The sequence below is a fragment of the Streptomyces sp. NBC_00076 genome, assembly GCF_045041235.1.
In the GTDB taxonomy this organism is placed as follows: domain Bacteria; phylum Actinomycetota; class Actinomycetes; order Streptomycetales; family Streptomycetaceae; genus Streptomyces.
This window is the reverse complement of sequence record NZ_CP108242.1, coordinates 2,296,424-2,317,891: the sequence shown is the minus strand read 5'-3', so window position 1 is coordinate 2,317,891 and position 21,468 is coordinate 2,296,424. Positions and strand designations below refer to the sequence as shown.

General features: G+C 70.6%; 18 protein-coding genes and 1 pseudogene. 15 read left to right on the top strand and 4 right to left on the bottom strand.

Annotated features, from left to right (window positions below):
- Positions 1–134 precede the first annotated feature (134 nt).
- Together OHA64_RS10615 and OHA64_RS10610 are read right to left on the bottom strand one after the other, a co-directional pair.
- A complete protein-coding gene (locus OHA64_RS10615) occupies positions 135–1,517 on the bottom strand; it encodes an FAD-binding oxidoreductase (protein WP_405611392.1) in 1,383 nt (460 codons plus the stop codon).
- 69 nt (positions 1,518–1,586) lie between these two features.
- Complete coding sequence (locus OHA64_RS10610) at positions 1,587–3,389, bottom strand: glycoside hydrolase family 15 protein (RefSeq protein WP_405623927.1); 1,803 nt, start codon at positions 3,387–3,389, stop codon at positions 1,587–1,589.
- A 511-nt stretch (positions 3,390–3,900) separates the two neighbouring features.
- On the opposite strand from OHA64_RS10610, the gene OHA64_RS10605 reads away from it, so the two are divergent.
- The 10 genes from OHA64_RS10605 (at position 3,901) to OHA64_RS10560 (ending at position 16,086) form a co-directional block, all read left to right on the top strand.
- A complete protein-coding gene (locus tag OHA64_RS10605; RefSeq protein ID WP_405623925.1) occupies positions 3,901–5,583 on the top strand; it encodes a CTP synthase in 1,683 nt (560 codons plus the stop codon).
- A 142-nt stretch (positions 5,584–5,725) separates the two neighbouring features.
- Positions 5,726–6,352, top strand: a complete 627-nt coding sequence (locus OHA64_RS10600; protein ID WP_405611389.1) for an NUDIX domain-containing protein — start codon at positions 5,726–5,728, stop codon at positions 6,350–6,352.
- A gap of 183 nt (positions 6,353–6,535) precedes the next feature.
- Complete coding sequence (locus OHA64_RS10595) at positions 6,536–8,623, top strand: tetratricopeptide repeat protein (RefSeq protein ID WP_405611386.1); 2,088 nt, start codon at positions 6,536–6,538, stop codon at positions 8,621–8,623.
- 136 nt (positions 8,624–8,759) lie between these two features.
- Positions 8,760–9,884: an alanine dehydrogenase gene (gene ald, locus OHA64_RS10590; RefSeq protein ID WP_405611383.1), complete on the top strand. Its 1,125-nt coding sequence runs from the start codon at positions 8,760–8,762 to the stop codon at positions 9,882–9,884.
- A 401-nt stretch (positions 9,885–10,285) separates the two neighbouring features.
- Entirely contained in the window at positions 10,286–11,410 is a 1,125-nt protein-coding gene (locus OHA64_RS10585; RefSeq protein WP_405611380.1) for a ParA family protein, read from the top strand.
- Positions 11,395–11,988: a hypothetical protein gene (locus OHA64_RS10580; protein WP_405611377.1), complete on the top strand. Its 594-nt coding sequence runs from the start codon at positions 11,395–11,397 to the stop codon at positions 11,986–11,988. The genes OHA64_RS10585 and OHA64_RS10580 overlap by 16 nt, the downstream gene beginning before the upstream one ends.
- 18 nt (positions 11,989–12,006) lie before the next feature.
- The gene (locus tag OHA64_RS10575; protein WP_405611374.1) at positions 12,007–13,113 is read left to right on the top strand and encodes a segregation and condensation protein A; all 1,107 of its coding nucleotides are present in this window, start codon (positions 12,007–12,009) and stop codon (positions 13,111–13,113) included.
- On the top strand, positions 13,110–13,775 hold the full coding sequence (scpB, locus tag OHA64_RS10570; RefSeq protein ID WP_405611371.1) for an SMC-Scp complex subunit ScpB: 666 nt from the start codon (positions 13,110–13,112) through the stop codon (positions 13,773–13,775). Before OHA64_RS10575 ends, scpB begins: the two co-directional genes overlap by 4 nt.
- Positions 13,775–14,896 carry a pseudouridine synthase gene (locus OHA64_RS10565; RefSeq protein WP_405611368.1) on the top strand — a complete coding sequence of 374 codons (1,122 nt, stop codon included), beginning with the start codon at positions 13,775–13,777 and terminating at the stop codon, positions 14,894–14,896. The genes scpB and OHA64_RS10565 overlap by 1 nt, the downstream gene beginning before the upstream one ends.
- Before the next feature lie 173 nt (positions 14,897–15,069).
- The gene (locus OHA64_RS10560; protein ID WP_405611365.1) at positions 15,070–16,086 is read left to right on the top strand and encodes an ADP-ribosylglycohydrolase family protein; all 1,017 of its coding nucleotides are present in this window, start codon (positions 15,070–15,072) and stop codon (positions 16,084–16,086) included.
- A 106-nt stretch (positions 16,087–16,192) separates the two neighbouring features.
- On the opposite strand, the gene OHA64_RS10555 is transcribed toward OHA64_RS10560, so the two are convergent.
- A complete protein-coding gene (locus tag OHA64_RS10555; RefSeq protein WP_405611362.1) occupies positions 16,193–16,600 on the bottom strand; it encodes a Rieske (2Fe-2S) protein in 408 nt (135 codons plus the stop codon).
- Positions 16,597–16,769: pseudogene (locus tag OHA64_RS10550) on the bottom strand (DUF6529 family protein); the annotation flags it as partial. The gene OHA64_RS10555 and the pseudogene OHA64_RS10550, both read right to left, overlap by 4 nt.
- 176 nt (positions 16,770–16,945) lie before the next feature.
- Between OHA64_RS10550 and aroH the strand changes: the two are divergent.
- From aroH to der, 5 genes are all read left to right on the top strand, one after another.
- A complete protein-coding gene (gene aroH, locus OHA64_RS10545; RefSeq protein WP_405611359.1) occupies positions 16,946–17,314 on the top strand; it encodes a chorismate mutase in 369 nt (122 codons plus the stop codon).
- Positions 17,311–18,396: a prephenate dehydrogenase gene (locus tag OHA64_RS10540; protein WP_405611356.1), complete on the top strand. Its 1,086-nt coding sequence runs from the start codon at positions 17,311–17,313 to the stop codon at positions 18,394–18,396. The genes aroH and OHA64_RS10540 overlap by 4 nt, the downstream gene beginning before the upstream one ends.
- 124 nt (positions 18,397–18,520) lie before the next feature.
- The gene (gene cmk / locus OHA64_RS10535) at positions 18,521–19,207 is read left to right on the top strand and encodes a (d)CMP kinase (RefSeq protein ID WP_405611353.1); all 687 of its coding nucleotides are present in this window, start codon (positions 18,521–18,523) and stop codon (positions 19,205–19,207) included.
- Positions 19,165–19,860 carry a lysophospholipid acyltransferase family protein gene (locus OHA64_RS10530; protein ID WP_405611350.1) on the top strand — a complete coding sequence of 232 codons (696 nt, stop codon included), beginning with the start codon at positions 19,165–19,167 and terminating at the stop codon, positions 19,858–19,860. The genes cmk and OHA64_RS10530 overlap by 43 nt, the downstream gene beginning before the upstream one ends.
- Positions 19,861–19,965: 105 nt before the next feature.
- Entirely contained in the window at positions 19,966–21,441 is a 1,476-nt protein-coding gene (gene der / locus OHA64_RS10525) for a ribosome biogenesis GTPase Der (protein WP_405611347.1), read from the top strand.
- Positions 21,442–21,468 lie beyond the last annotated feature (27 nt).

The following is a 21,468-nucleotide window of genomic DNA, read 5'->3' as shown; positions in this document are numbered from 1 at the left end:
TCGGACGCTACCCGCGGACTCGTTCCGGGGACATCTCCGGACCGTCGCGGGGGCGGTCCGCCGGACGCAGCCGCCCCAGGAAACCCCAGGAAACCCCAGGAAACCCCAGGAAACCCCAGGAAAGCTGACGGCTCTCAGGCCGGACCGATGTTGTGGTTGAAGCGGAAGACGTTGTCGGGGTCGTACCGCCGCTTCACCTCCGCCAGCCGCTGACTGTTCTCGGCGCCCACGCCGGCCACGACCCGGTCGCTGCCCTCGTCGCCGATGAAGTTGAGATAGACCGCGCCGGTACTCCACGGCCGGACGTCGGCGCGGACGTCCCGAACCCACTGGACGCATCGCTCGTCGTCCGCGGGGTCCTCCCAGAGCCCGAAGGGGTGCACACCCCACGGTGCCTCCCGGTAGGGCGCGGGATACTCGTGCGGGCCGGCTTCGATCGCCCCTCCCTGGGGGAACAACGCGAGCATGCTGCCAGTAGGCACGGGCAGGGCCTCTCCCCGGGCGCAGAGGGCGGCCAGGAAGTCGTCGGGCGCGCCCGTCAGATACTCCGCCGACCAGTAGTTCCGCATTCCGGGCGGATTGTCGAGCATGCACTGGACGTCGGCGTACGGCATCGCCCCGACGACCTCCGACTCGTGCGGCAGCGCCAGCAGCGGCTCGGCCAGCTTGCGCAGGTCCGCCTCGGACCCGGCGTAGGTCAGCAGCACCCCGCACAGCAGCGTGCCGACCAGGTGCGGCGGTACGAACTCCTCGGGCGGGCCGGTGAGGTGGATGAGGGCGCCGCCCGCCTCGTCAGGGCCGGCCGTGATCACGTCGCGGTAGGTACGGGCGACCTCGAGGCCGTGCTCCGGGAGGTACAGCAGCAGCGCGATGGAGAACTCCGGCAGCTCGTGCAGTTTCAGGGTGATCGCGGTCGCGACGCCGAAGTTGCCGCCGCCGCCGTGCAGGGCCCAGAACAGGTCCGGGTTCTCGTCGTTGCTCGCGTGCACCCGGCGGCCGTCGGCTGTGACCAGTTCCACGCCCAGGAGGTTGTCGACGGCCAGTCCGCAGCACCGGTCCAGCCAGCCGGTGCCGCCGCCCAGGACGAAGCCGCCGACACCGGTCGTCGACGCCCGGCCTCCGGTGGTGGCCAGGCCGTGGGGCTGGGTGGCCCGGTCCAGGTCGCTCATGATGGCGCCGCCCGCGACCCGTACCGCCTCGGCCGCGGGATCCACGGTGACAGCGCGCATATGACGCAGGTCGATCACCACCGAGCCGTCGCCCAGCGCCATGCCCGCCACGCTGTGCCCGCCGCCGCGCACCGCGACCGGCAGATCGAGGCTTCGGGCGAAGCGGATCGAGCGCACCACATCGGTCTCGTCCACGCACTGCGCGATCACCGCCGGCCGCCGGTCGATCATGGCGTTGAAGACGGTCCGGGCGTCTTCGTACCCGGGGTCCCCCGGGGCGAACACGTCGCCGACCAGATCCTCGCGCAACGCGGTGAGAGCCGCGCCCGCCTTCGAGAGGGAAGCCATGGCCGCCCCCTTCCGAGAAGGGGCCATTGTCTGCTTCCACCCTAGGCGGGCCCGGCTTTCAGGGCTCGCTCAGCCGCCGTACGCCCCCGACGCCGTCAGGCGCAGGGCCGTGTCGATGAGAGGCACGTGGCTGAAGGCCTGCGGGAAGTTGCCGACCTGGCGTTGCAGACGGGGGTCCCATTCCTCGGCGAGGAGGCCGAGGTCGTTGCGCAGGGACAGGAGCTTCTCGAACAGCTTGCGGGCCTCGTCCACGCGGCCGATCATCGCGAGGTCGTCCGCCATCCAGAACGAGCAGGCCAGGAAGGCGCCTTCGTCGCCGGGCAGGCCGTCGACGCCCTCGTTGTCGCCCGAGGTCGGGTAACGCAGGATGAACCCGTCCGAGGTGGACAGCTCCCGCTGGATCGCCTCGATCGTGCCGATCACGCGCTTGTCGTCCGGAGGCAGGAAGCCCATCTGCGGGATCAGCAGCAGGGAGGCGTCCAACTCCTTCGAGCCGTACGACTGTGTGAAGGTGTTGCGCTCCTTGTCGTAGCCCCGCTCGCACACGTCCCGGTGGATGTCGTCGCGCAGTTCACGCCACTTCTCCAGCGGGCCGTCCGCGTCGCCGGACTCGATCAGCTTGATCGTGCGGTCGACGGCGACCCAGGCCATCACCTTGGAGTGCACGAAGTGGCGGCGCGGGCCGCGCACCTCCCAGATGCCCTCGTCCGGCTCGTCCCAGTGCTGCTCCAGGTAGCGGATCAGCTTCAGCTGGAGCAGCGAGGCGTAGTCGTTGCGGGCCAGACCCGTCATGTGGGCCAGGTGCAGGGCCTCGGTGACCTCGCCGTACACGTCCAGCTGGAGCTGGTGCGCGGCGCCGTTGCCGACCCGGACCGGCCCGGAGCTCTCGTAGCCGGGCAGCCAGTCCAGCTCGGCCTCGCCCAGCTCGCGCTCGCCGGCGATGCCGTACATGATCTGCAGGTTCTCCGGGTCACCGGCGACGGCCCGCAGCAGCCACTCGCGCCAGGCACGGGCCTCCTCGCGGTAGCCGGTGCGCAGCAGCGAGGAGAGGGTGATGGCCGCGTCCCGCAGCCAGGTGTAGCGGTAGTCCCAGTTGCGGACACCGCCGATCTCCTCCGGCAGGGATGTGGTGGGCGCGGCGACGATGCCGCCCGTCGGGGCGTACGTCAGCGCCTTCAGCGTGATCAGCGAGCGGACCACTGCCTCGCGGTAGGGGCCGTGGTACGTACAGTGCTCGACCCAGTCCCGCCAGAAGTCCTCCGTCGCCTCCAGCGACTGTTCGGGCTCCGGCAGCGGCGGCGGCTGCTTGTGCGAGGGCTCCCAGGAGATGGTGAACGCGATCCGGTCACCGGGGGCGACCGTGAAGTCCGCGTACGTCGTCAGCGACTTTCCGAACGTCTCGGCCTCTGTGTCGAACCACACGGAGTCCGGGCCGGCGACGGCCACCGTACGGCCCTCGTGCTTGTGCACCCACGGGACGACCCGGCCGTAGGAGAAACGCATCCGGAGCGCCGAGCGCATCGGGACCCGGCCCGAGACGCCCTCCACGATCCTGATCAGCTGCGGAGCGCCGTCACGCGGAGGCATGAAGTCGATCACCCGGACCGTGCCGCGTGGGGTGTCCCACTCGGACTCCAGGATCAGCGAGTCGCCGCGGTAGCTGCGCCGGGCCGCGGTGGGCGGCTCGGCGTCGGACGCGTGCGCGGGGCCGATCCGCCAGAATCCGTGTTCCTCCGTGCCGAGCAGACCGGCGAAGATGGCATGCGAGTCGAAGCGGGGCAGGCACAGCCAGTCCACCGTGCCGTCCCGGCAGACCAGGGCAGCGGTCTGCATGTCTCCGATGAGTGCGTAATCTTCGATGCGCCCGGCCACGTGCAACTCCAGTCGAACGGCCACGTCACCCCCCGGAACAGGGGGCTGTCGCTGGTGCGGTCAAGGGGGTCTTGGTAATGCGTCGTTGAGCGGTGAATCAAAACAGTCGTGCCGCTGTGAGGCAAAACGACAACTGTCTCTCAACGAACTGACGAGCTCTCGTTGTTCCGGTGGTTACGGGCGGGGGTGGTGCCGTGTTGCCGGCCGGGCTCGGCAGCGAGTGTCCGAGCAGGATACGACGCACGCAGATGATCTGCGTGCCGCCCCGGGCAACGCGGGCGGGCCGAACGGGTGAGCGTGGGGTGAGAAAAGCGTAAGCGCGTGCGGGTCTGTGGCGACCTGTGTGCGGAGCGTGGCCGGAAGCCACCTCGTCCGGTCGCTGATACCCTGGTAGCCCGTGGACCGGTGGGCACGAAACCCCCGAACCGCAGCGACGGCACCTCCGGAGAGCCTCCGGTTCGGCAGCCGCACCGCACCTCCAGACCGCGACCACGGGAGCCCCGCCTTGGCCATGCCGACCGCTGCTTTTCGAAACAGCACAGCCACGACGACCAAGCACATCTTCGTCACCGGGGGTGTCGCCTCCTCGCTCGGCAAGGGCCTGACGGCCTCCAGCCTCGGCATGCTGCTCAAGGCGCGGGGCCTGCGCGTCGTGATGCAGAAGCTCGACCCGTACCTGAACGTGGACCCGGGCACGATGAACCCCTTCCAGCACGGTGAGGTGTTCGTCACCAACGACGGCGCCGAGACCGACCTGGACATCGGCCACTACGAGCGTTTCCTCGACCGTGACCTGGACGGCTCCGCCAACGTCACCACCGGCCAGGTGTACAACACGGTGATCGCCAAGGAGCGGCGTGGCGAATACCTCGGCGACACCGTCCAGGTCATTCCGCACATCACCAACGAGATCAAGCACCGCATCCGCCGCATGGCGACCGACGAGGTCGACGTCGTGATCACGGAGGTCGGCGGCACGGTCGGCGACATCGAGTCGCTGCCGTTCCTGGAGACGGTCCGCCAGGTCCGGCACGAGGTCGGCCGTGACAACGTCTTCGTCGTCCACATCTCGCTCCTGCCGTACATCGGTCCCTCGGGTGAGCTGAAGACGAAGCCGACCCAGCACTCGGTTGCGGCTCTCAGGAACATCGGTATCCAGCCAGACGCGATCGTGCTGCGCTGCGACCGCGAGGTGCCCACCGCGATCAAGCGCAAGATCTCGCTGATGTGCGACGTCGACGAGGCCGCCGTGGTCGCCTGCCCCGACGCCCGCTCGATCTACGACATCCCGAAGACCGTGCACGGCGAGGGCCTGGACGCCTACGTCGTCCGCAAGCTGGACCTGCCGTTCCGTGACGTGGACTGGCGGACCTGGGACGACCTGCTCGACCGCGTCCACAACCCCGACCACGAGATCACCCTCGCCCTGGTCGGCAAGTACATCGACCTGCCCGACGCCTACCTCTCGGTCATCGAGGCGCTGCGTGCGGGCGGCTTCGCCAACAAGGCCCGCGTGACGATCAAGTGGGTCACCTCGGACGACTGCAAGACCCAGGCCGGCGCCGCCCAGCAGCTCGAGGACGTGGACGGCATCTGCATCCCCGGCGGCTTCGGCGACCGCGGTGTGCTCGGCAAGGTCGGCGCCATCCGCTACGCCCGCGAGAACAGGATCCCGCTGCTGGGGCTGTGCCTGGGCCTGCAGTGCATCGTGATCGAGGCCGCGCGCAGCCTGGCCGACATCCCGGACGCCAACTCCACGGAGTTCGACGCGGCCACCTCGCACCCGGTCATCTCCACCATGGCCGAGCAGCTCGACATCGTCGCCGGCGATGGCGACATGGGCGGCACGATGCGGCTGGGCATGTATCCGGCCAAGCTCGCCGAGGGGTCGATCGTGCGTGAGGTCTACGACGGCAAGGAGTACGTCGAGGAGCGCCACCGGCACCGCTACGAGGTGAACAACGCCTACCGCGTGGAGCTGGAGAAGAAGGCGGGCATCCTGTTCTCCGGCACCTCGCCGGACGGCAAGCTCGTCGAGTACGTCGAGTACCCGCGCGAGGTCCACCCCTACCTGGTCGCCACCCAGGCGCACCCGGAGCTGCGCTCGCGTCCGACGCGTCCGCACCCGCTGTTCGCCGGGCTCGTGAAGGCGGCCGTCCAAAGGACAGAGGCCGCGCGGGAGAATTCGAAGTAACACACCAGTTGTACGGTGGCCGGGGTGCGATCCTTCAAAAGGTGAGCACTCCGGCTGCTTTTTTTCGCGCGTGGCCGCCGTGTGTCAGGCGGCTTTCGGCCGCTGTACGCCGCGTGGCTTCTGTACGTCTGGAAGGACAGGCATGACGATCAAGGACACCCCCGAGGAGTGGCGGATCCGGTCGACGGAGACCCCCTTCGTGGGCAACAAGACCTCCGTCCGCACGGACGAGGTGGTCATGCCCGACGGCTCGGTGGTCCACCGCGACTACCAGGTCCACCCCGGTTCGGTGGCCGTCCTCGCCCTCGACGACGAGGACCGGGTCCTGCTGATCAAGCAGTACCGCCACCCGGTGCGGCAGAGGCTGTGGGAGATCCCGGCCGGCCTGCTCGACGTGCCCGGCGAGAACCCGCTGCACGCCGCCCAGCGTGAGCTGTACGAGGAGGCGCACGTCAAGGCCGAGGACTGGCGGGTGCTGACCGACGTCTACACCACGCCCGGCGGTTGTGACGAAGCCGTACGGATCTTCCTCGCCCGTGGCCTGTCCGAGGCCGAGGGGGACCGCTTCGAGGTGGAGGACGAGGAGGCCGACATGGAGCACGCGCGGGTGCCGGTCGACGACCTCGTCCGGGGTGCGCTGGCGGGCGACCTGCACAACAACTGCCTCGTGGTGGGCGTGCTTTCCCTGGTCGCGGCGCGGGGTGGTGACGGGCTCGACGCACTGCGTCCGGCGGAGGCGCCGTGGCCCGCGCGTCCTTTCGACTCCTGAACGCCCGCACCCCCGTTCCGGAACGTTCACATCTCCCATCCGGTGTGACCATCGGCTGATCCGATCGGGGGACGTGTCCGCCGCGCTCCGCCCGGAAGGTAGCAGAGCGTGAACTAGGCTCTGGAAACGCCCGAACCGGAGTCCCGGCGGGCTTGCGCGTGCGGTGGGACGGGAGTGTGGCCCGTGACGGATCAGGCGGTGGACGCAGACGGTGCACGGCTGTCGGCACGGGTTTTCGCGGACGTCCAATTCCTCGGCCGCACACGGGAATTGAAGGAACTGCGCGCCGACATCGAGCGCGCGGGACTGGATACGATCTCCGGCCGCAAGGCCCCCCGCGCGCGCGTGCTGCTCATCGCGGGCAGGCCCGGTTCGGGACGCACCGCCCTCGCCGCGGAACTCGCCCGGCAGGTCGCGGACCGTTACCCGGACGGGGTCCTGCGGGCCCGCCTCGGCGAGCCCGACGGCACGCCCGTCCCGGTCGAGCGCACCGCCCGCGAACTGCTCGCCGCGCTTGAGGCGCCCGCCCCGGCCGGAGCCGCCGAGGACGACCTCACGGCGACCCTTCGCGAGGCCCTCAGCGACCGCCGGATGCTGCTCCTGCTCGACGACGCGGCCACCGCCGCCCAGGTCGACGCCCTGCTGCCGGACACCCCGGAATGCCTGGTCGTCGCCGTCTCCGGGGGCCCGCTGACCGGGATCGCGGACGTCCGGCCCTGCACCCTGGGCGGCCTCGACACCAAGTCGGCGGTGGAGCTGCTGTCCCGGCACACCGGGTCGGTCCGCGTCACCGTCGATCCGCGGGCCGCCGAGGGCCTGGTCGTGGCGTGCCAGGCCCAGCCCGCTGCGCTGACCCTGGCCGGTGGCTGGCTCGCCGCCCGTCCCAAGGCGGCCGTCTCCGACTTCGCCAAGCAGCTGCACGCGGAGGGCGACGAGGGCACCCCGCTCAGCCGGGTCTTCCGGCTCGTGTACGCGTCCCTGCCCAGCCCCGCCGCCCGGATCCTGCGCCTGCTCGCCCTCGCCCCGGCCGGGCTGGTCGACCCGCACACGGCGTCCGCGCTGGCCGGCTGCTCGGTGAACGGCGCCCGCACCGCCCTGGACGACTTCGTCGCCCTCGGCCTGCTCCGGGCGGTGGACTCGCCGCTGCCGCAGTACGAGGTTCCCGGCTGTCTGCACCCCCTGCTGAAGGCCCTCACGGAGACCGAGGACCGGCCCGCCGAACTGCAGCTGGCCCGGGCCCGCATGCTGGAGCGGACCGTACGGCTGCTGCAGTCCTGCCGGGCGATCACCGAGACCGACAGCCCCGAGGCCCGCGAGAAGCTCCTGGGCATGCCGCGCGCGCTGCGCTTCCCGACTCCCCGGGCGGCCGCCCAGTGGCTGACCCTCCGCAAGCCCGCCCTGCTCGCCGCGGCCCGCCTAGCGGTCGCCGACGGGGAGCTGGACACCCTCGCCCGGCGTCTGATGTCCCAGCTCGTCCGGGCCCTGGTGGCCCACTGCGGCACCCGGGCCGTCGCGCCCGACCTGTACGGAGTCCACCGCCTCGTCCTCGACGTGGCCGAGCGCCGGAAGCTGCCCCGCGAGAAGGCCGCCGCGCTGCTGAACCTCGCCGACCTGGACGCCCGGACCGGCCGCACGGACGAGGCGCTGGCGCGATATCGGGCGGCACTGGACGCCGGGCGGGAGGCGAACGACCCGTATGCGACCGGCCGTGCGATGGAATCCGTGGGCGGCGCCCACCAGGAGCTCGGGGACTACGACCGGGCAGCCGACTGGTACGGCCGCGCCCTCGCCCAGCGGCTGGCCCGGGACGAGCGCGCCGACGCCGCCCGGCTGTACGGGCGTATCGCCGCCGTACACACACTCGCGGGCCGATACGGCGAGGCGCTGCGTGGTTGGCGGGCAGCGGCGGCCGGGCACCGCAAGGACGGCGATGTGGCCGCCCACGCGCGGGCGTTGAGCGAACTCGCGCGCGTCCAGGAGTACGCCGGACGCCTCGAGGAGTCGCTGCGCACCTGCCACGAGGCGCTGGAGTGGGCGCGCCGGGCCGAGGACGTCCGTCTCCAGGCCGCGCTCCAGCTGCGGCTCGGCGACACGCTGGAGCACCTCGGTGATCCGGCGGCGGCCTCGCTGCACCGGGGCGCGGCCGAGCGGCTGCTGGGCGAGGAGCTTCAGGAGCCCGAAACACCGGCCGAACCGGGGCCGGAGCAGGCCCTTCAACTGGAACAAGACGCTAACGCCTGCGAAATCCGTAGTGCATCCGCTGAAGATTGATGCAATGAAAGGCTAGACAGCGGGAACGCCTTCATTAGACTGGCTCTGCCGCGCCTTCTCCTGCGGTGCGTCCTGGTGTGCCCGAGCATGCCTGGGTATGTCTCGTAATGCCCCCACATTCTCTGAGTCAAGGACCGTGATCGACGTGAAGGTCGGCATCCCCCGCGAGGTCAAGAACAACGAGTTCCGGGTGGCCATCACCCCCGCCGGCGTGCACGAGCTGGTGCGCCACGGCCACCAGGTCGCCGTCGAGCGGGGTGCCGGTCTCGGCTCCTCGATCGAGGACGGCGAGTACGTCGCGGCCGGCGCCCGGATCCTGGAGACCGCCGACGAGGTGTGGGCCACCGCCGACCTGCTGCTCAAGGTCAAGGAGCCCATCGCCGAGGAGTACCACCGCCTCCGCAAGGACCAGACGCTCTTCACGTACCTGCACCTGGCCGCCTCCAAGGAGTGCACCGACGCCCTCGTCGAGTCCGGCACCACGGCGATCGCATACGAGACGGTGGAGCTGCCCGGCCGCGCGCTCCCGCTGCTGGCCCCCATGTCCGAGGTCGCGGGCCGCCTCGCCCCCCAGGTCGGCGCCTACCACCTGATGCGCGCCAACGGCGGCCGCGGGGTACTGCCCGGCGGCGTCCCGGGCGTACTGGCCGCGAGGGCCGTCGTCATCGGAGGTGGTGTCTCCGGCTGGAACGCGGCGCAGATCGCCATCGGCATGGGCTTCCACGTGACCCTGCTCGACAAGGACATCAACAAGCTCAAGGAGGCCGACAAGGTCTTCGGGACGAAGATCCAGACCGTCGTCTCCAACACCTTCGAGCTGGAGAAGGCCTGCCTGGAGGCGGACCTCGTGATCGGCGCCGTGCTCATCCCGGGCGCCAAGGCCCCGAAGCTCGTCACCAACGAGCTCGTGTCCCGCATGAAACCGGGAAGTGTCCTTGTCGACATCGCGATCGATCAGGGCGGCTGCTTCGAGGACTCCCGTCCGACCACCCATGCCGAGCCGAGCTTCCCGGTCCACAACTCGGTCTTCTACTGCGTCGCCAACATGCCCGGAGCGGTGCCCAACACCTCCACCTACGCGCTCACCAACGCGACGCTGCCGTACATCGTCGAACTCGCCGACCACGGCTGGGTGGCGGCGCTGCGCCGGGATCCCGCGCTCGCCAAGGGGCTCAACGCGCATGACGGCAAGGTCGTTTACCGCGAGGTCGCCGAGGCGCACGGCCTGGAGCACGTGGAGCTCGACGCACTGATCGGCTGAGCGACGACCTTAAGTCTCCTTTTGGTAAAGGTCGATACGTCAACAGAGGTCGTCAACCCCGCGCACCTGGCCGGACCTTGCCCGACAAGGTCCGGCCAGGTGTGTGTATGGTCACTTTGCGGCTCTCGGTCAACTCGCCTCGAACGTAACCCTTGAACCGATTCGTACACCGGTGAAACCCACCGTGCGACGGCCGTACGCCCTTGACAGAGGGATGTTTCATTGCCGACACATCCTGCCGGGTCCGGCGGATTGTGTTGCTGCAAACGCCCGACACGCCATAGAGTCGCCAACCGTCGGCATGGTGCCACGCCGACCTGTCTAGAAGTTTCCTGGTCACCAAGGAGGTAAGACGACTTGTGAATGAGTCGACATTTTCTCCCGGGGGTGGTCAACCAGGAATGCCTGCAGGGGCCCAGGACCCCGAGGGGTTCGAGGCTGTCGGCTCCGTCGCGGTGCGCACCTTCGCAGCCCACCAGAGTCCGCAGGTGACTAGGACACACCAGAGCATGGATGGCCATCACGTGAACGCCATGGCCGGCGACGGAAGTGGCGCGCCCCACAACCAACTCGCCGACTACGACGAACTGCCCGACGGGCACTTCTACGACCCCGACGCCGAGTACGAGCCCGATCCAGAGTACGCGGCCACGCTCGCGCCCGACGCCGCCCGACAGCGCCGTGAGCGCGTCGGTCCGACCGGACGCCCGCTGCCGTACTTCCCGATCCCGGGCCCGCTCGCCAGTCACGGCCCCGCGACGATCATCGCGATGTGCAACCAGAAGGGCGGCGTCGGTAAGACGACGTCGACCATCAACCTGGGTGCCGCCCTCGCGGAGTACGGCCGTCGTGTGCTGCTCGTGGACTTCGACCCGCAGGGCGCGCTGTCGGTGGGTCTCGGTGTCAACCCGATGGAGCTCGACCTCACCGTCTACAACCTGCTCATGGAGCGGGGCATGGCGGCCGACGAGGTGCTCCTGAAGACAGCGGTCCCCAACATGGACCTGCTGCCCAGCAACATCGACCTGTCCGCCGCCGAGGTGCAGCTGGTCTCCGAGGTCGCGCGCGAGTCGACATTGCAGCGTGCCCTCAAGCCGCTGCTGGCCGACTACGACTACATCGTGATCGACTGTCAGCCCTCGCTCGGCCTGCTCACGGTGAACGCCCTGACGGCCGCGCACAAGGTGATAGTGCCCCTGGAGTGCGAGTTCTTCGCCCTCCGTGGTGTCGCGCTGCTGACCGAGACCATCGAGAAGGTCCAGGAGCGGCTCAACCCGGAGCTGGAGCTCGACGGGATCCTCGCCACGATGTACGACTCGCGCACCGTGCACAGCCGTGAGGTGCTCGCGCGGGTCGTCGAGGCGTTCGACGACCACGTCTACCACACGGTCATCGGGCGCACGGTCCGCTTCCCGGAGACCACGGTCGCCGGTGAGCCGATCACCACGTACGCGTCCAACTCCGTCGGTGCCGCCGCCTATCGCCAGCTCGCCAGGGAGGTGCTCGCCCGGTGTCACGCCGAGTGAGTCTGCCGGGGGCCGACGAACTGTTCCGTACGACAGGGGGCACGGCGCTCCAGCCGTCCGCTCCCCGGCGCCCGGTCAACGGCGAGGCCCGGGTGCCGGCGCCCGCGGGGGAGTCCGACGGGGCCGCCGTCACGGCGACGCCGTCCACGTCCGAGGACGCACCGCAGTCGGTGCCGGCCCAGGGCGGTGACGGCGACGGCGCGGAGCATGTGGCGGCCGACTCGGAGCCGGCCGGGGCCGGTGAGTCCCGCAGCCGGGGCGCCGACCCCTCCGGACGTCGTCAGGCGACGCAGGAAGGTTCTGCCTCGGCTGCCAACGGGGCGGCGCCGCGCGGCAAGCGCGGACGGGCCCCCTCGCGCCGTCCGAGCGGACGGGAGCGGCACGACGAGAAGATCACCGTGTACGTCTCCGCCGAGGAGCTGATGGATCTGGAGCACGCGCGTCTGGTGCTCAGGGGCGAGCACGGGCTGGCGGTCGACCGCGGTCGGATCGTCCGCGAGGCCGTCGCCGTGGTGCTGGCCGATCTGGAGTCGCGCGGGGACGCGAGCATCCTCGTACGACGGCTGCGCGGGCGGTAACGGTAGCCTGCGGGGGCCATGACCTCGAACGACGTTCCCCCGGGCCCCGGCGCAGCCGCCGGTCGCAGGCGTGCGCTGGGGAGAGGGCCGGGGGCAGTTCCCGTTCCTGTGGAAGCCCCGGCTCCGCCGGCGGAACCGCCGGTGGTGGAGCACCCCGCTCCGGCTGAACCCTCAACTCCCGCTGAACCGCCCGCTCAGGCCGGATCTCCCGCTCCAGTGGAGATTTCCGCGCCTGTGGAGCACGAGGAGCCCGAAGGGCCCGAAGAACCCGGCGACGGTGTCTTCAAGGTCCGTCTCTCCAACTTCGAGGGGCCCTTCGACCTCCTCCTCCAGCTGATCTCCAAGCACAAGCTGGACGTCACCGAGGTCGCCCTGTCCAAGGTGACCGACGAGTTCATGGCGCACATCCGGGCGATGGGTCCGGACTGGGACCTCGACCAGACCACCGAGTTCCTGGTCGTCGCCGCCACGTTGCTGGACCTGAAGGCGGCCCGGCTGCTGCCCGCAGCCGAGGTGGAGGACGAGGCCGACCTGGCTCTGCTGGAGGCCCGGGACCTGCTGTTCGCCCGGCTTCTGCAGTACCGCGCCTACAAACAGATCGCCGACATCTTCAGCGGCCGGCTCGACGACGAGGCCCGCCGCTACCCCCGTACCGTCGGACTCGAACCGCACCACGCCGAACTGCTGCCCGAGGTGGTCATCAGCATCGGCGCGGAGGGCTTCGCGAAGCTCGCGGTCAAGGCGATGCAGCCCAGGCCCCGGCCGCAGGTGTACGTCGATCACATCCACGCGCCGCTGGTGAGCGTCCAGGAGCAGGCCCAGATCGTGGTCGCACGGCTCAGGGAGCGGGGCGAGGCGACCTTCCGGGCGCTGATCGAGGACACCGACGACACACTGACCGTCGTGGCGCGCTTCCTGGCGCTGCTGGAGCTGTACCGGGAGAAGGCCGTCGCCCTGGAGCAGGAGACCGCCCTCGGGGAGCTGCTGGTGCGCTGGACCGGCGGGGACGGGGGCGATACGCCGAGGGTCACCGACGAGTTCGACCGGCCGCCCGAGGTGCCCAAGGCCGAAGCCAGAGACGAAGCCAGAGACGAAGCCGGCGAAGCCAAGGAGAAGAAGGCGTGAGCGAGGACACGACCGACGTTCCGGCCGGGCTGCGCACCGTCGCCGACCTCGATCTCAAACCGGCCCTGGAGGCAGTCCTGATGGTCGTGGACGAGCCCGCGACCGAGGAACACCTCGCGAAGATACTCCAGCGGCCGAAGAGGCAGATCGGGGACGCGCTGCGGGAGCTGGCCGACGAGTACACCGTGCAGGGGCGCGGCTTCGAGCTGCGGCTGATCGCGGGCGGCTGGCGTTTCTACAGCCGCCCCGAGTACGCGCCGGCCGTCGAGGGCTTCGTCCTGGACGGCCAGCAGGCCCGGCTGACCCAGGCGGCGCTGGAGACCCTGGCCGTGGTCGCCTACCGCCAGCCGGTCAGCCGCAGCCGGGTCTCCGCGGTGCGCGGAGTGAACTGCGACGGCGTGATGCGCACTCTTCTCCAGCGCGGTCTGGTGGAGGAGGCGGGCACGGAACCCGAAACAGGTGCGATCCTGTACGTGACGACGAACTACTTCCTGGAGCGGATGGGCCTGCGCGGTCTGGACGAGCTCCCGGAGCTCGCGCCCTTCCTCCCGGAGGCGGAGGCGATCGAGGCCGAGACACAGGAAGGCGTACCGTCGTTCGATCCGGACGCCCCGGACGCGGACGACGGTCCCACGACGAACCCGACGACGACGGAACTTTGATGCGAAGCAGCGGCAGCGGTAGCGGCAAGAGCGGTGGGCGCGGTAACCACCGCGGGGCCGGCAACAACAGGGACCAGAAGCAGGGCCAGGGTCAGAGCAAGGGCCAGGGTCAGAGCAAGAGTCAGGGCCAGAGCAAGGGCCAGGGCCGTCCCAGCAAGCCCCGCCCCGAGGAGCGCCGCTACGACGTGGGACCCAGCGCGTCTCATGAGGGCCCGAAGGCCGGTCGCGGCGGCGCGGCCCGCGGCGGCGCCAAGGGCGGCCCGAAGAGGCCCCAGCAGAGCAGGCGGACGGCCCCGGCGACCTCACGCGAGTACGAGACGCGCGCCGAGGAGCGCAACCGCGAGCGGTACGCGGGCAAGAAGGACGTCAAGCTGCCCAAGACCTTCCCGGGCGCCGAACAGGAGGGGGAGCGGCTGCAGAAGATCCTCGCGCGCGCCGGCTACGGCTCCCGGCGGGCCTGCGAGGAGCTGATCGAGCAGGCGCGGGTCGAGGTCAACGGCGAGATCGTCCTGGAGCAGGGCAAGCGGGTCGACCCGGAGAAGGACGAGGTCAAGGTCGACGGCCTGACGGTGGCGACGCAGTCGTACCAGTTCTTCTCGCTGAACAAGCCGGCCGGTGTCGTCTCGACGATGGAGGACACCGAGGGACGGCAGTGCCTCGGCGACTACGTCACCAACCGTGAGACCCGGCTCTTCCACGTCGGACGGCTCGACACCGAGACCGAGGGCGTCATCCTGCTCACCAACCACGGTGAGCTGGCGCACCGGCTGACCCACCCCAAGTACGGCGTGAAGAAGGTCTACCTCGCGCACATCGTGGGTCCGATCCCGCGCGACCTGGGCAAGCGCCTCAAGGACGGCATCCAGCTGGAGGACGGGTACGCGAAGGCGGACCACTTCCGGGTCGTCGAGCAGACCGGCAAGAACTACCTGGTCGAGGTGACCCTCCACGAGGGCCGCAAGCACATCGTCCGTCGCATGCTCGCCGAGGCGGGCTTCCCGGTCGACAAGCTGGTCCGGGTCTCCTTCGGGCCGATCACCCTGGGCGACCAGAAGTCGGGCTGGCTGCGGCGGCTGTCCAACACGGAGGTCGGGATGCTGATGAAGGAAGTCGATCTGTAGGCAACCCCGTGGCGGCGTCGGCGAGTTCCGCTGAGGCGCAGGCGGCCGGTATCCCGTTGCGGCGGGGCCGGCCGCTTTCTTGCGTGTACGCACCGCCGCCCCTTATGGTCAAGGTGACGATTAAAAGAGCCTCGTCGCTCCTCCAATCACTTCGGGAAGGACACCGTCCACCTATGACCATGACCGCCACGAAGCGCGCCGCGACCGGCGCGCTCACGGGGCTCGCCCTCGGCGACGCGCTCGGCTTTCCGACCGAGTTCAACGACGTGCCGTCGATCCTCGCCAAGTGCGGGCCGTGGCGGGAGATGGCGCTGCCGACGCCCGCGATCGTCACCGACGACACACAGATGACGTTGGCGCTGGCCCGGGGCCTGCGGGCGGCCATGGACCGAGGGGTGCTCGGTCCCGACCTGGCGGAGCCCGTGCGGCGGGAGTTCATCGCCTGGAACCGGTCGCCGGAGAACAACCGGGCGCCGGGCAACACGTGTCTGAGGGCCTGCGAGCTGCTGGAGCTTCCGGACCGGCCCTGGCAGGACGCCAGCCAGCTCGGCTCCAAGGGCTGCGGCGCCAATATGCGGGTCGCGCCCGTCGGCCTCGTCCCCGGGCTGAGCGACGAACAGCGCGCGGGCGCCGCCCAGTTGCAGGCCGCGCTCACTCACGGCCATCCGACGGCACTCGCCGCCTCCGACCTCACCGCGCATGCCGTACGGCTGCTCGCGCAGGGGGCCGAGCCGGCCGCGCTGGCCGGGCTGCTGCGGTCGTACGCGGACGAGAACCGCAGCCACTACCACGAGCGCTGGCTCGGCGATCTGTGGACGCGCAGCCACGACCCCTCGCCCGAGCAGTTCATAGCGCGCGGATGGGACGAGTGCGTGGGAGTCCTGGACCGTCTCCAGGAGGCGCTGCGGGCCCCCTCGCCCGAGACCGACCCGTGCCTGGCCACCGGCGCGGGCTGGATCGCCGAAGAGGCGCTGGCGACCGGGCTGTTGTCCTTCCTGCTCTTCGTCGACGAGCCGCTGACGGCCCTGCGGCGCGCCGCCTGCACCTCCGGCGACTCCGACTCGATCGCCTGCCTGGCGGGCGCGTTCGCGGGCGCGCACCTGGGCGCGGAGGTGTGGCCCGGGCAGTGGGCGGACCGGATCGAGTACCAGAGCGAGCTGGCGACGTTCGGGGCGCTCTGGGACGCCTGACGGGCCGCTGGTGACCGCCCGTCGGGCGCCGGAGGAGACCGGTGGCGGACTGCTGGTCGGACGCCCGGAGGGCGGGCCGGTGACGAACGGGCGGCCCGGGTGGTCCTCAGGCCAGGCGGATCGAGTCGCCCTGCACCGTGATCTTCTTCTCGGGCAGCGGTCGCGTCGCCGGATCGTGGGCCACCGAGCCGTCCGTGATGTTGAACTTGCTGCCGTGGCAGGTGCAGTTGATGGTGCCGTCCGAGACGCCGGCCACCGGACACTGCGCGTGTGTGCAGATGTTCGAGAATCCCTTGAACTCGCCCTGCTTGGGCTGGGTGACGACGATCCCCTCGTCCTTGAAGATCTTGCCGCCGCCGACCGGGATGTCGGTCGTCCTGGCCAGTTCCTGCCCGGGGGAGGCGTTCGAGGAGGCCTTGTCGTCACCGGACTCGCCGCAGCCCGCGGTCAGCGCCGCAGCGCCCGCCCCGCCCGCCGCGAGAAGGATGGTGCGCCGCGTGGGGCTGTCGGTCATGTCGTCACTCCGAAGATGCGTGAGAACCAGAGGGCTGAGGCCGGCCGGACGAGGCGAGAGCGGTGAGGACCGGCCCGCCGACGAGCGGCAGCGGCCTGCCGGGCAGCCGTTGCCGACGGAGCAGCATCGTGGCACCGAAAGCACCGAAGAAGAAGCACCGCAGGACCGAGTCCCTTCGCCACGCCCACGTGGGTGTTCTCCCCGCAAGTGCCGGAGTGGGGAGAATTGGACCACATTGTCAAGGTATGAGGAGGGTGTCTCAGGGGGCGGGCGCCGCATACCGGACCGACGGGGGCTGACTACGCTGGACACACCAAGAGCCGTACATCAGCAAGGAGCATCGCCGTGGCGGTACGAGCGGTCCGGGGCGCCGTCCAACTCGACAAGGACGAGGCCGGCCACATGGACGAGCAGGTCGGAGCCCTGCTCACCGCCATCATGGAGCGGAACGGCCTGACCGCCGACGACCTGATCAGCATCTGGTTCACGGCCACGCCCGATCTGCACAGCGACTTCCCGGCGGCCGCCGCCCGCAAGCTCGGCACCGGCTTCGCCGACGTACCGCTGATCTGCGCCCAGGAACTCGACATCGAGGGCGCCATGCCCCGGGTGGTCCGGGTCCTCGCGCACATCGAGTCCGCCCGGCCCCGCGCCGACATCGCGCACGTCTACCTCGGCGCCGCGGGGGCCCTGCGCAAGGACATCGCCCAGTGAGAACCGCCCTTGTCATCGGAACCGGCCTCATCGGTACGTCCGCCGCGCTCGCGCTGACCGAGCGTGGCGTCGTCGTCCACCTCGCCGACCACGACCCCGAGCAGGCCCGCACCGCCGCCGCGCTCGGCGCCGGCACCGACGAGGCGCCCGAGGGGCCCGTCGACCTCGCGATCGTCGCCGCCCCTCCCGCCCACGTGGCCGGGGTCCTCGCGGACGTCATGCGCCGGGGTGCCGCCCGTGGCTACATCGACGTGGCCAGCGTCAAGGGCGGTCCGCGCCGCGAGCTGGAGGGGCTCGGCCTGGACCTGTCGCCGTACATCGGCACCCACCCGATGTCCGGCCGCGAGAAGTCGGGCCCGCTGGCGGCCACCGGCGACCTGTTCGAGGGCCGGCCCTGGGTGCTGACGCCGACCCGCGACACCGACACCGAGGTCCTGAACCTCGCCCTGGAGCTGGTCTCGCACTGCCGCGCGGTGCCGGTGGTGATGGACGCCGACGCCCACGACCGAGCCGTCGCGCTCGTCTCCCACATGCCCCATCTGGTGTCCAGCATGGTCGCCGCACGTCTGGAGAACGCCGAGGAGACCGCCGTACGGCTGTGCGGCCAGGGCATCCGGGACGTGACCCGGATCGCGGCCTCCGACCCCCGGATGTGGATCGACATCCTGTCCGCGAATCCCGGGCCGGTCGCCGACCTCCTCACGGACGTCTCCGCGGACCTCGAGGAGACGGTCCGGGCCCTGCGCGCCCTGCAGTCCTCCGACGAGGACAAGCGCCGGGAGGGCACCGTCGGCATCGAGGGCGTCCTGCGGCGCGGCAACGCGGGCCAGGTCCGCGTGCCCGGCAAGCACGGGTCCGCCCCGCGGGCGTACGAGGTCGTGGCCGTCCTCATCGACGACCAGCCGGGCCAGCTGGCCCGCATCTTCGCGGACGCCGGGATGGCCGGGGTCAACATCGAGGACGTCCGTATCGAGCACGCGACCGGGCAGCAGGCGGGCCTGGTGCAGCTGATGGTGGAGCCGAAGGCGGCGCCCGTGCTCACGGTGGCGCTGAAGGAGCGGGGCTGGGCCATCCGGCAGTGACCGCCCGCGCCCGAGCGTGCCGATCATCCGTCTGTAAGAGGGGGCCCGGGGAGCCAGTAACCTTGTGCAGGGCACGATCGCGCCCCGCACACCCCACCGCACCGCACCAGGAAGGTGTCCCCCCGTGGAAAACGGCGCCGCCCAGCCCGTGATTGTCGCCATAGACGGTCCCTCCGGCACGGGTAAGTCGAGCACGTCCAAGGCCGTCGCCGCGCAGCTCGACCTGAGCTACCTGGACACCGGCGCCCAGTACCGGGCGATCACCTGGTGGATGGTGACCAACGGGATCGACACCGACGACCCGTCGGCGATCGCCGCCGTGGCCGGCAAGGCGGACATCGTCTCCGGCACCGACCCGGCGAACCCCACGATCACGGTCGACAGCACCGACGTGGCCGCCGCGATCCGCACCCAGGAGGTCACCTCCAAGGTCAGCGCGGTCAGCGCGGTGCCCGATGTGCGGGCTCGGATCACCGAGCTGCAGCGCTCCATCGCGGCCGGCGCCGAGAAGGGGATCGTCGTGGAGGGCCGCGACATCGGTACGACCGTGCTGCCCGACGCCGACCTGAAGGTCTTCCTGACCGCCTCCGCCGAGGCCCGCGCGGCCCGGCGCAGCGGCGAGCTCAAGGGCGCCGACGTCAACGCCACCCGCGAGGCCCTGATCAAGCGGGACGCGGCCGACTCCAGCCGTAAGACCTCGCCGCTCGCCAAGGCGGACGACGCGGTCGAGGTCGACACCACCGAGCTCACCCTCGCGCAGGTCATCGAGTGCGTCGTCACGCTCGTCGAGGAGAAGCGGGACGCGAAGTGAGTGGTCCGTCCGTGCCCTCGGAGAAGGGCGCCGAGGTGGGGCGGCGCATCGGCGTCGGCCTGATGTACGGCCTGTGGAAGCCGCGGGTGCTGGGTGCCTGGAAGGTGCCCGTGTCCGGTCCGGTGATCTTCGCCGTCAACCACTCCCACAACATCGACGGCCCGATGGTCATGGGCGTGGCGCCGCGGCCGACGCACTTCCTGATCAAGAAGGAAGCGTTCATCGGACCGCTCGACCCCTTCCTGCTCGGCATCGGGCAGGTCAAGGTCGACCGCGACACCACCGACCGCACGGCGATCACCCAGGCGCTGGGCGTGCTGGACAACGGCGGGTGCCTCGGGATCTTCCCGGAGGGCACCCGGGGCGAGGGAGACTTCGCCGCGCTGCGCGCAGGGCTCGCGTACTTCGCCGTACGCGGCGGCGCACCGATCGTCCCGGTGGCCGTCCTGGGAAGTTCCGACCGGCCCGGACGGTTGGTCAAGGGGCTGCCTCCGCTGCGCAGCCGCGTCGACGTCGTCTTCGGCGATCCCTTCGAGGCGGGCGACGGCAGCGGACGACGTACGCGCAAGGCGCTCGACGAGGCGACCGAGCGCATCCAGAAGCAGCTCACCGCGCACCTGCAGAACGCCAGGCGGCTGACCGGCCGCCGGTGAAAAAAGCCGGGCGTCCACGAGGGCGCTGGGCGACACTGAGTAGTGGATCAACCGGAGGAAACCGGATGCTCCACCGATCACCACGATGAACGAGGTACGGACTTCATGAACGACCACATCCACTCCGACGGCTCGGGCGAGGAGCACGACCACGGAGCGCTCGGCGATGCCGAGTACTCGGAGTTCATGGAGCTCGCCGCGGAAGAGGGCTTCGACATCGAGGACGTCGAGGGCGCGATCGAGGCGGCCGGTCACGGTCCGCTTCCCGTCCTCGCCGTCGTCGGCCGCCCGAATGTCGGCAAGTCGACCCTGGTGAACCGGATCATCGGCCGCCGTGAGGCCGTCGTCGAGGACAAGCCGGGTGTCACCCGCGACCGGGTCACCTACGAGGCCGAGTGGGCGGGCCGCCGCTTCAAGGTCGTCGACACCGGCGGCTGGGAGCAGGACGTCCTCGGCATCGACGCCTCCGTGGCCGCCCAGGCCGAGTACGCGATCGAGGCCGCCGACGCCGTCGTGTTCGTCGTCGACGCCAAGGTCGGCGCCACCGACACCGACGAGGCGGTCGTACGGCTGCTGCGCAAGGCGGGCAAGCCCGTGGTCCTGGCCGCCAACAAGGTCGACGGCCAGAGCGGCGAGGCCGACGCGGCCTACCTGTGGTCCCTGGGCCTCGGCGAGCCGTACCCCGTCTCGGCGCTGCACGGCCGCGGCACCGGCGACATGCTGGACGCCGTCCTGGAGGCCTTGCCGGACGCCCCCGAGCAGACCTTCGGCACCGGGGTCGGCGGCCCGCGCCGCATCGCTCTGATCGGCCGCCCGAACGTCGGCAAGTCCTCGCTGCTGAACAAGGTGGCCGGCGAGGAGCGCGTCGTCGTCAACGAAATCGCGGGCACCACCCGCGACCCGGTCGACGAACTCATCGAACTCGGCGGCGTGATCTGGAAGTTCGTCGACACGGCGGGCATCCGCAAGCGCGTCCACCTCCAGCAGGGCGCCGACTACTACGCCTCGTTGCGCACCGCTGCCGCCGTCGAGAAGGCCGAGGTGGCGGTCATCCTGATCGACGCCTCCGAGCCCATCTCGGTCCAGGACCAGCGGATCGTCAGCATGGCCGTGGAGGCGGGACGCGCGATGGTGATCGCCTACAACAAGTGGGACACCCTCGACGAGGAGCGCCGCTACTACCTGGAGCGGGAGATCGAGACCGAGTTCGGCCAGGTCGCCTGGGCGCCCCGGGTGAACGTCTCGGCGCAGACCGGCCGGCACATGGAGAAGCTGGTCCCGGCCATCGAGACGGCCCTCGCCGGCTGGGAGACCCGGGTCCCCACGGGCCGCCTGAACGCCTTCCTCGGTGAACTGGTCGCCGCCCACCCGCACCCCGTGCGGGGCGGCAAGCAGCCCCGCATCCTCTTCGGTACCCAGGCCGGCACCAAGCCCCCGCGGTTCGTGCTGTTCGCGTCCGGTTTCATCGAGGCGGGCTACCGGCGCTTCATCGAGCGCCGCCTGCGCGAGGAGTTCGGCTTCGACGGCACGCCGATCCACATCTCGGTGCGGGTGCGCGAGAAGCGCGGCAAGAAGAAGTGACGCCGGTATGAGGAAGGGCGGCCCCGA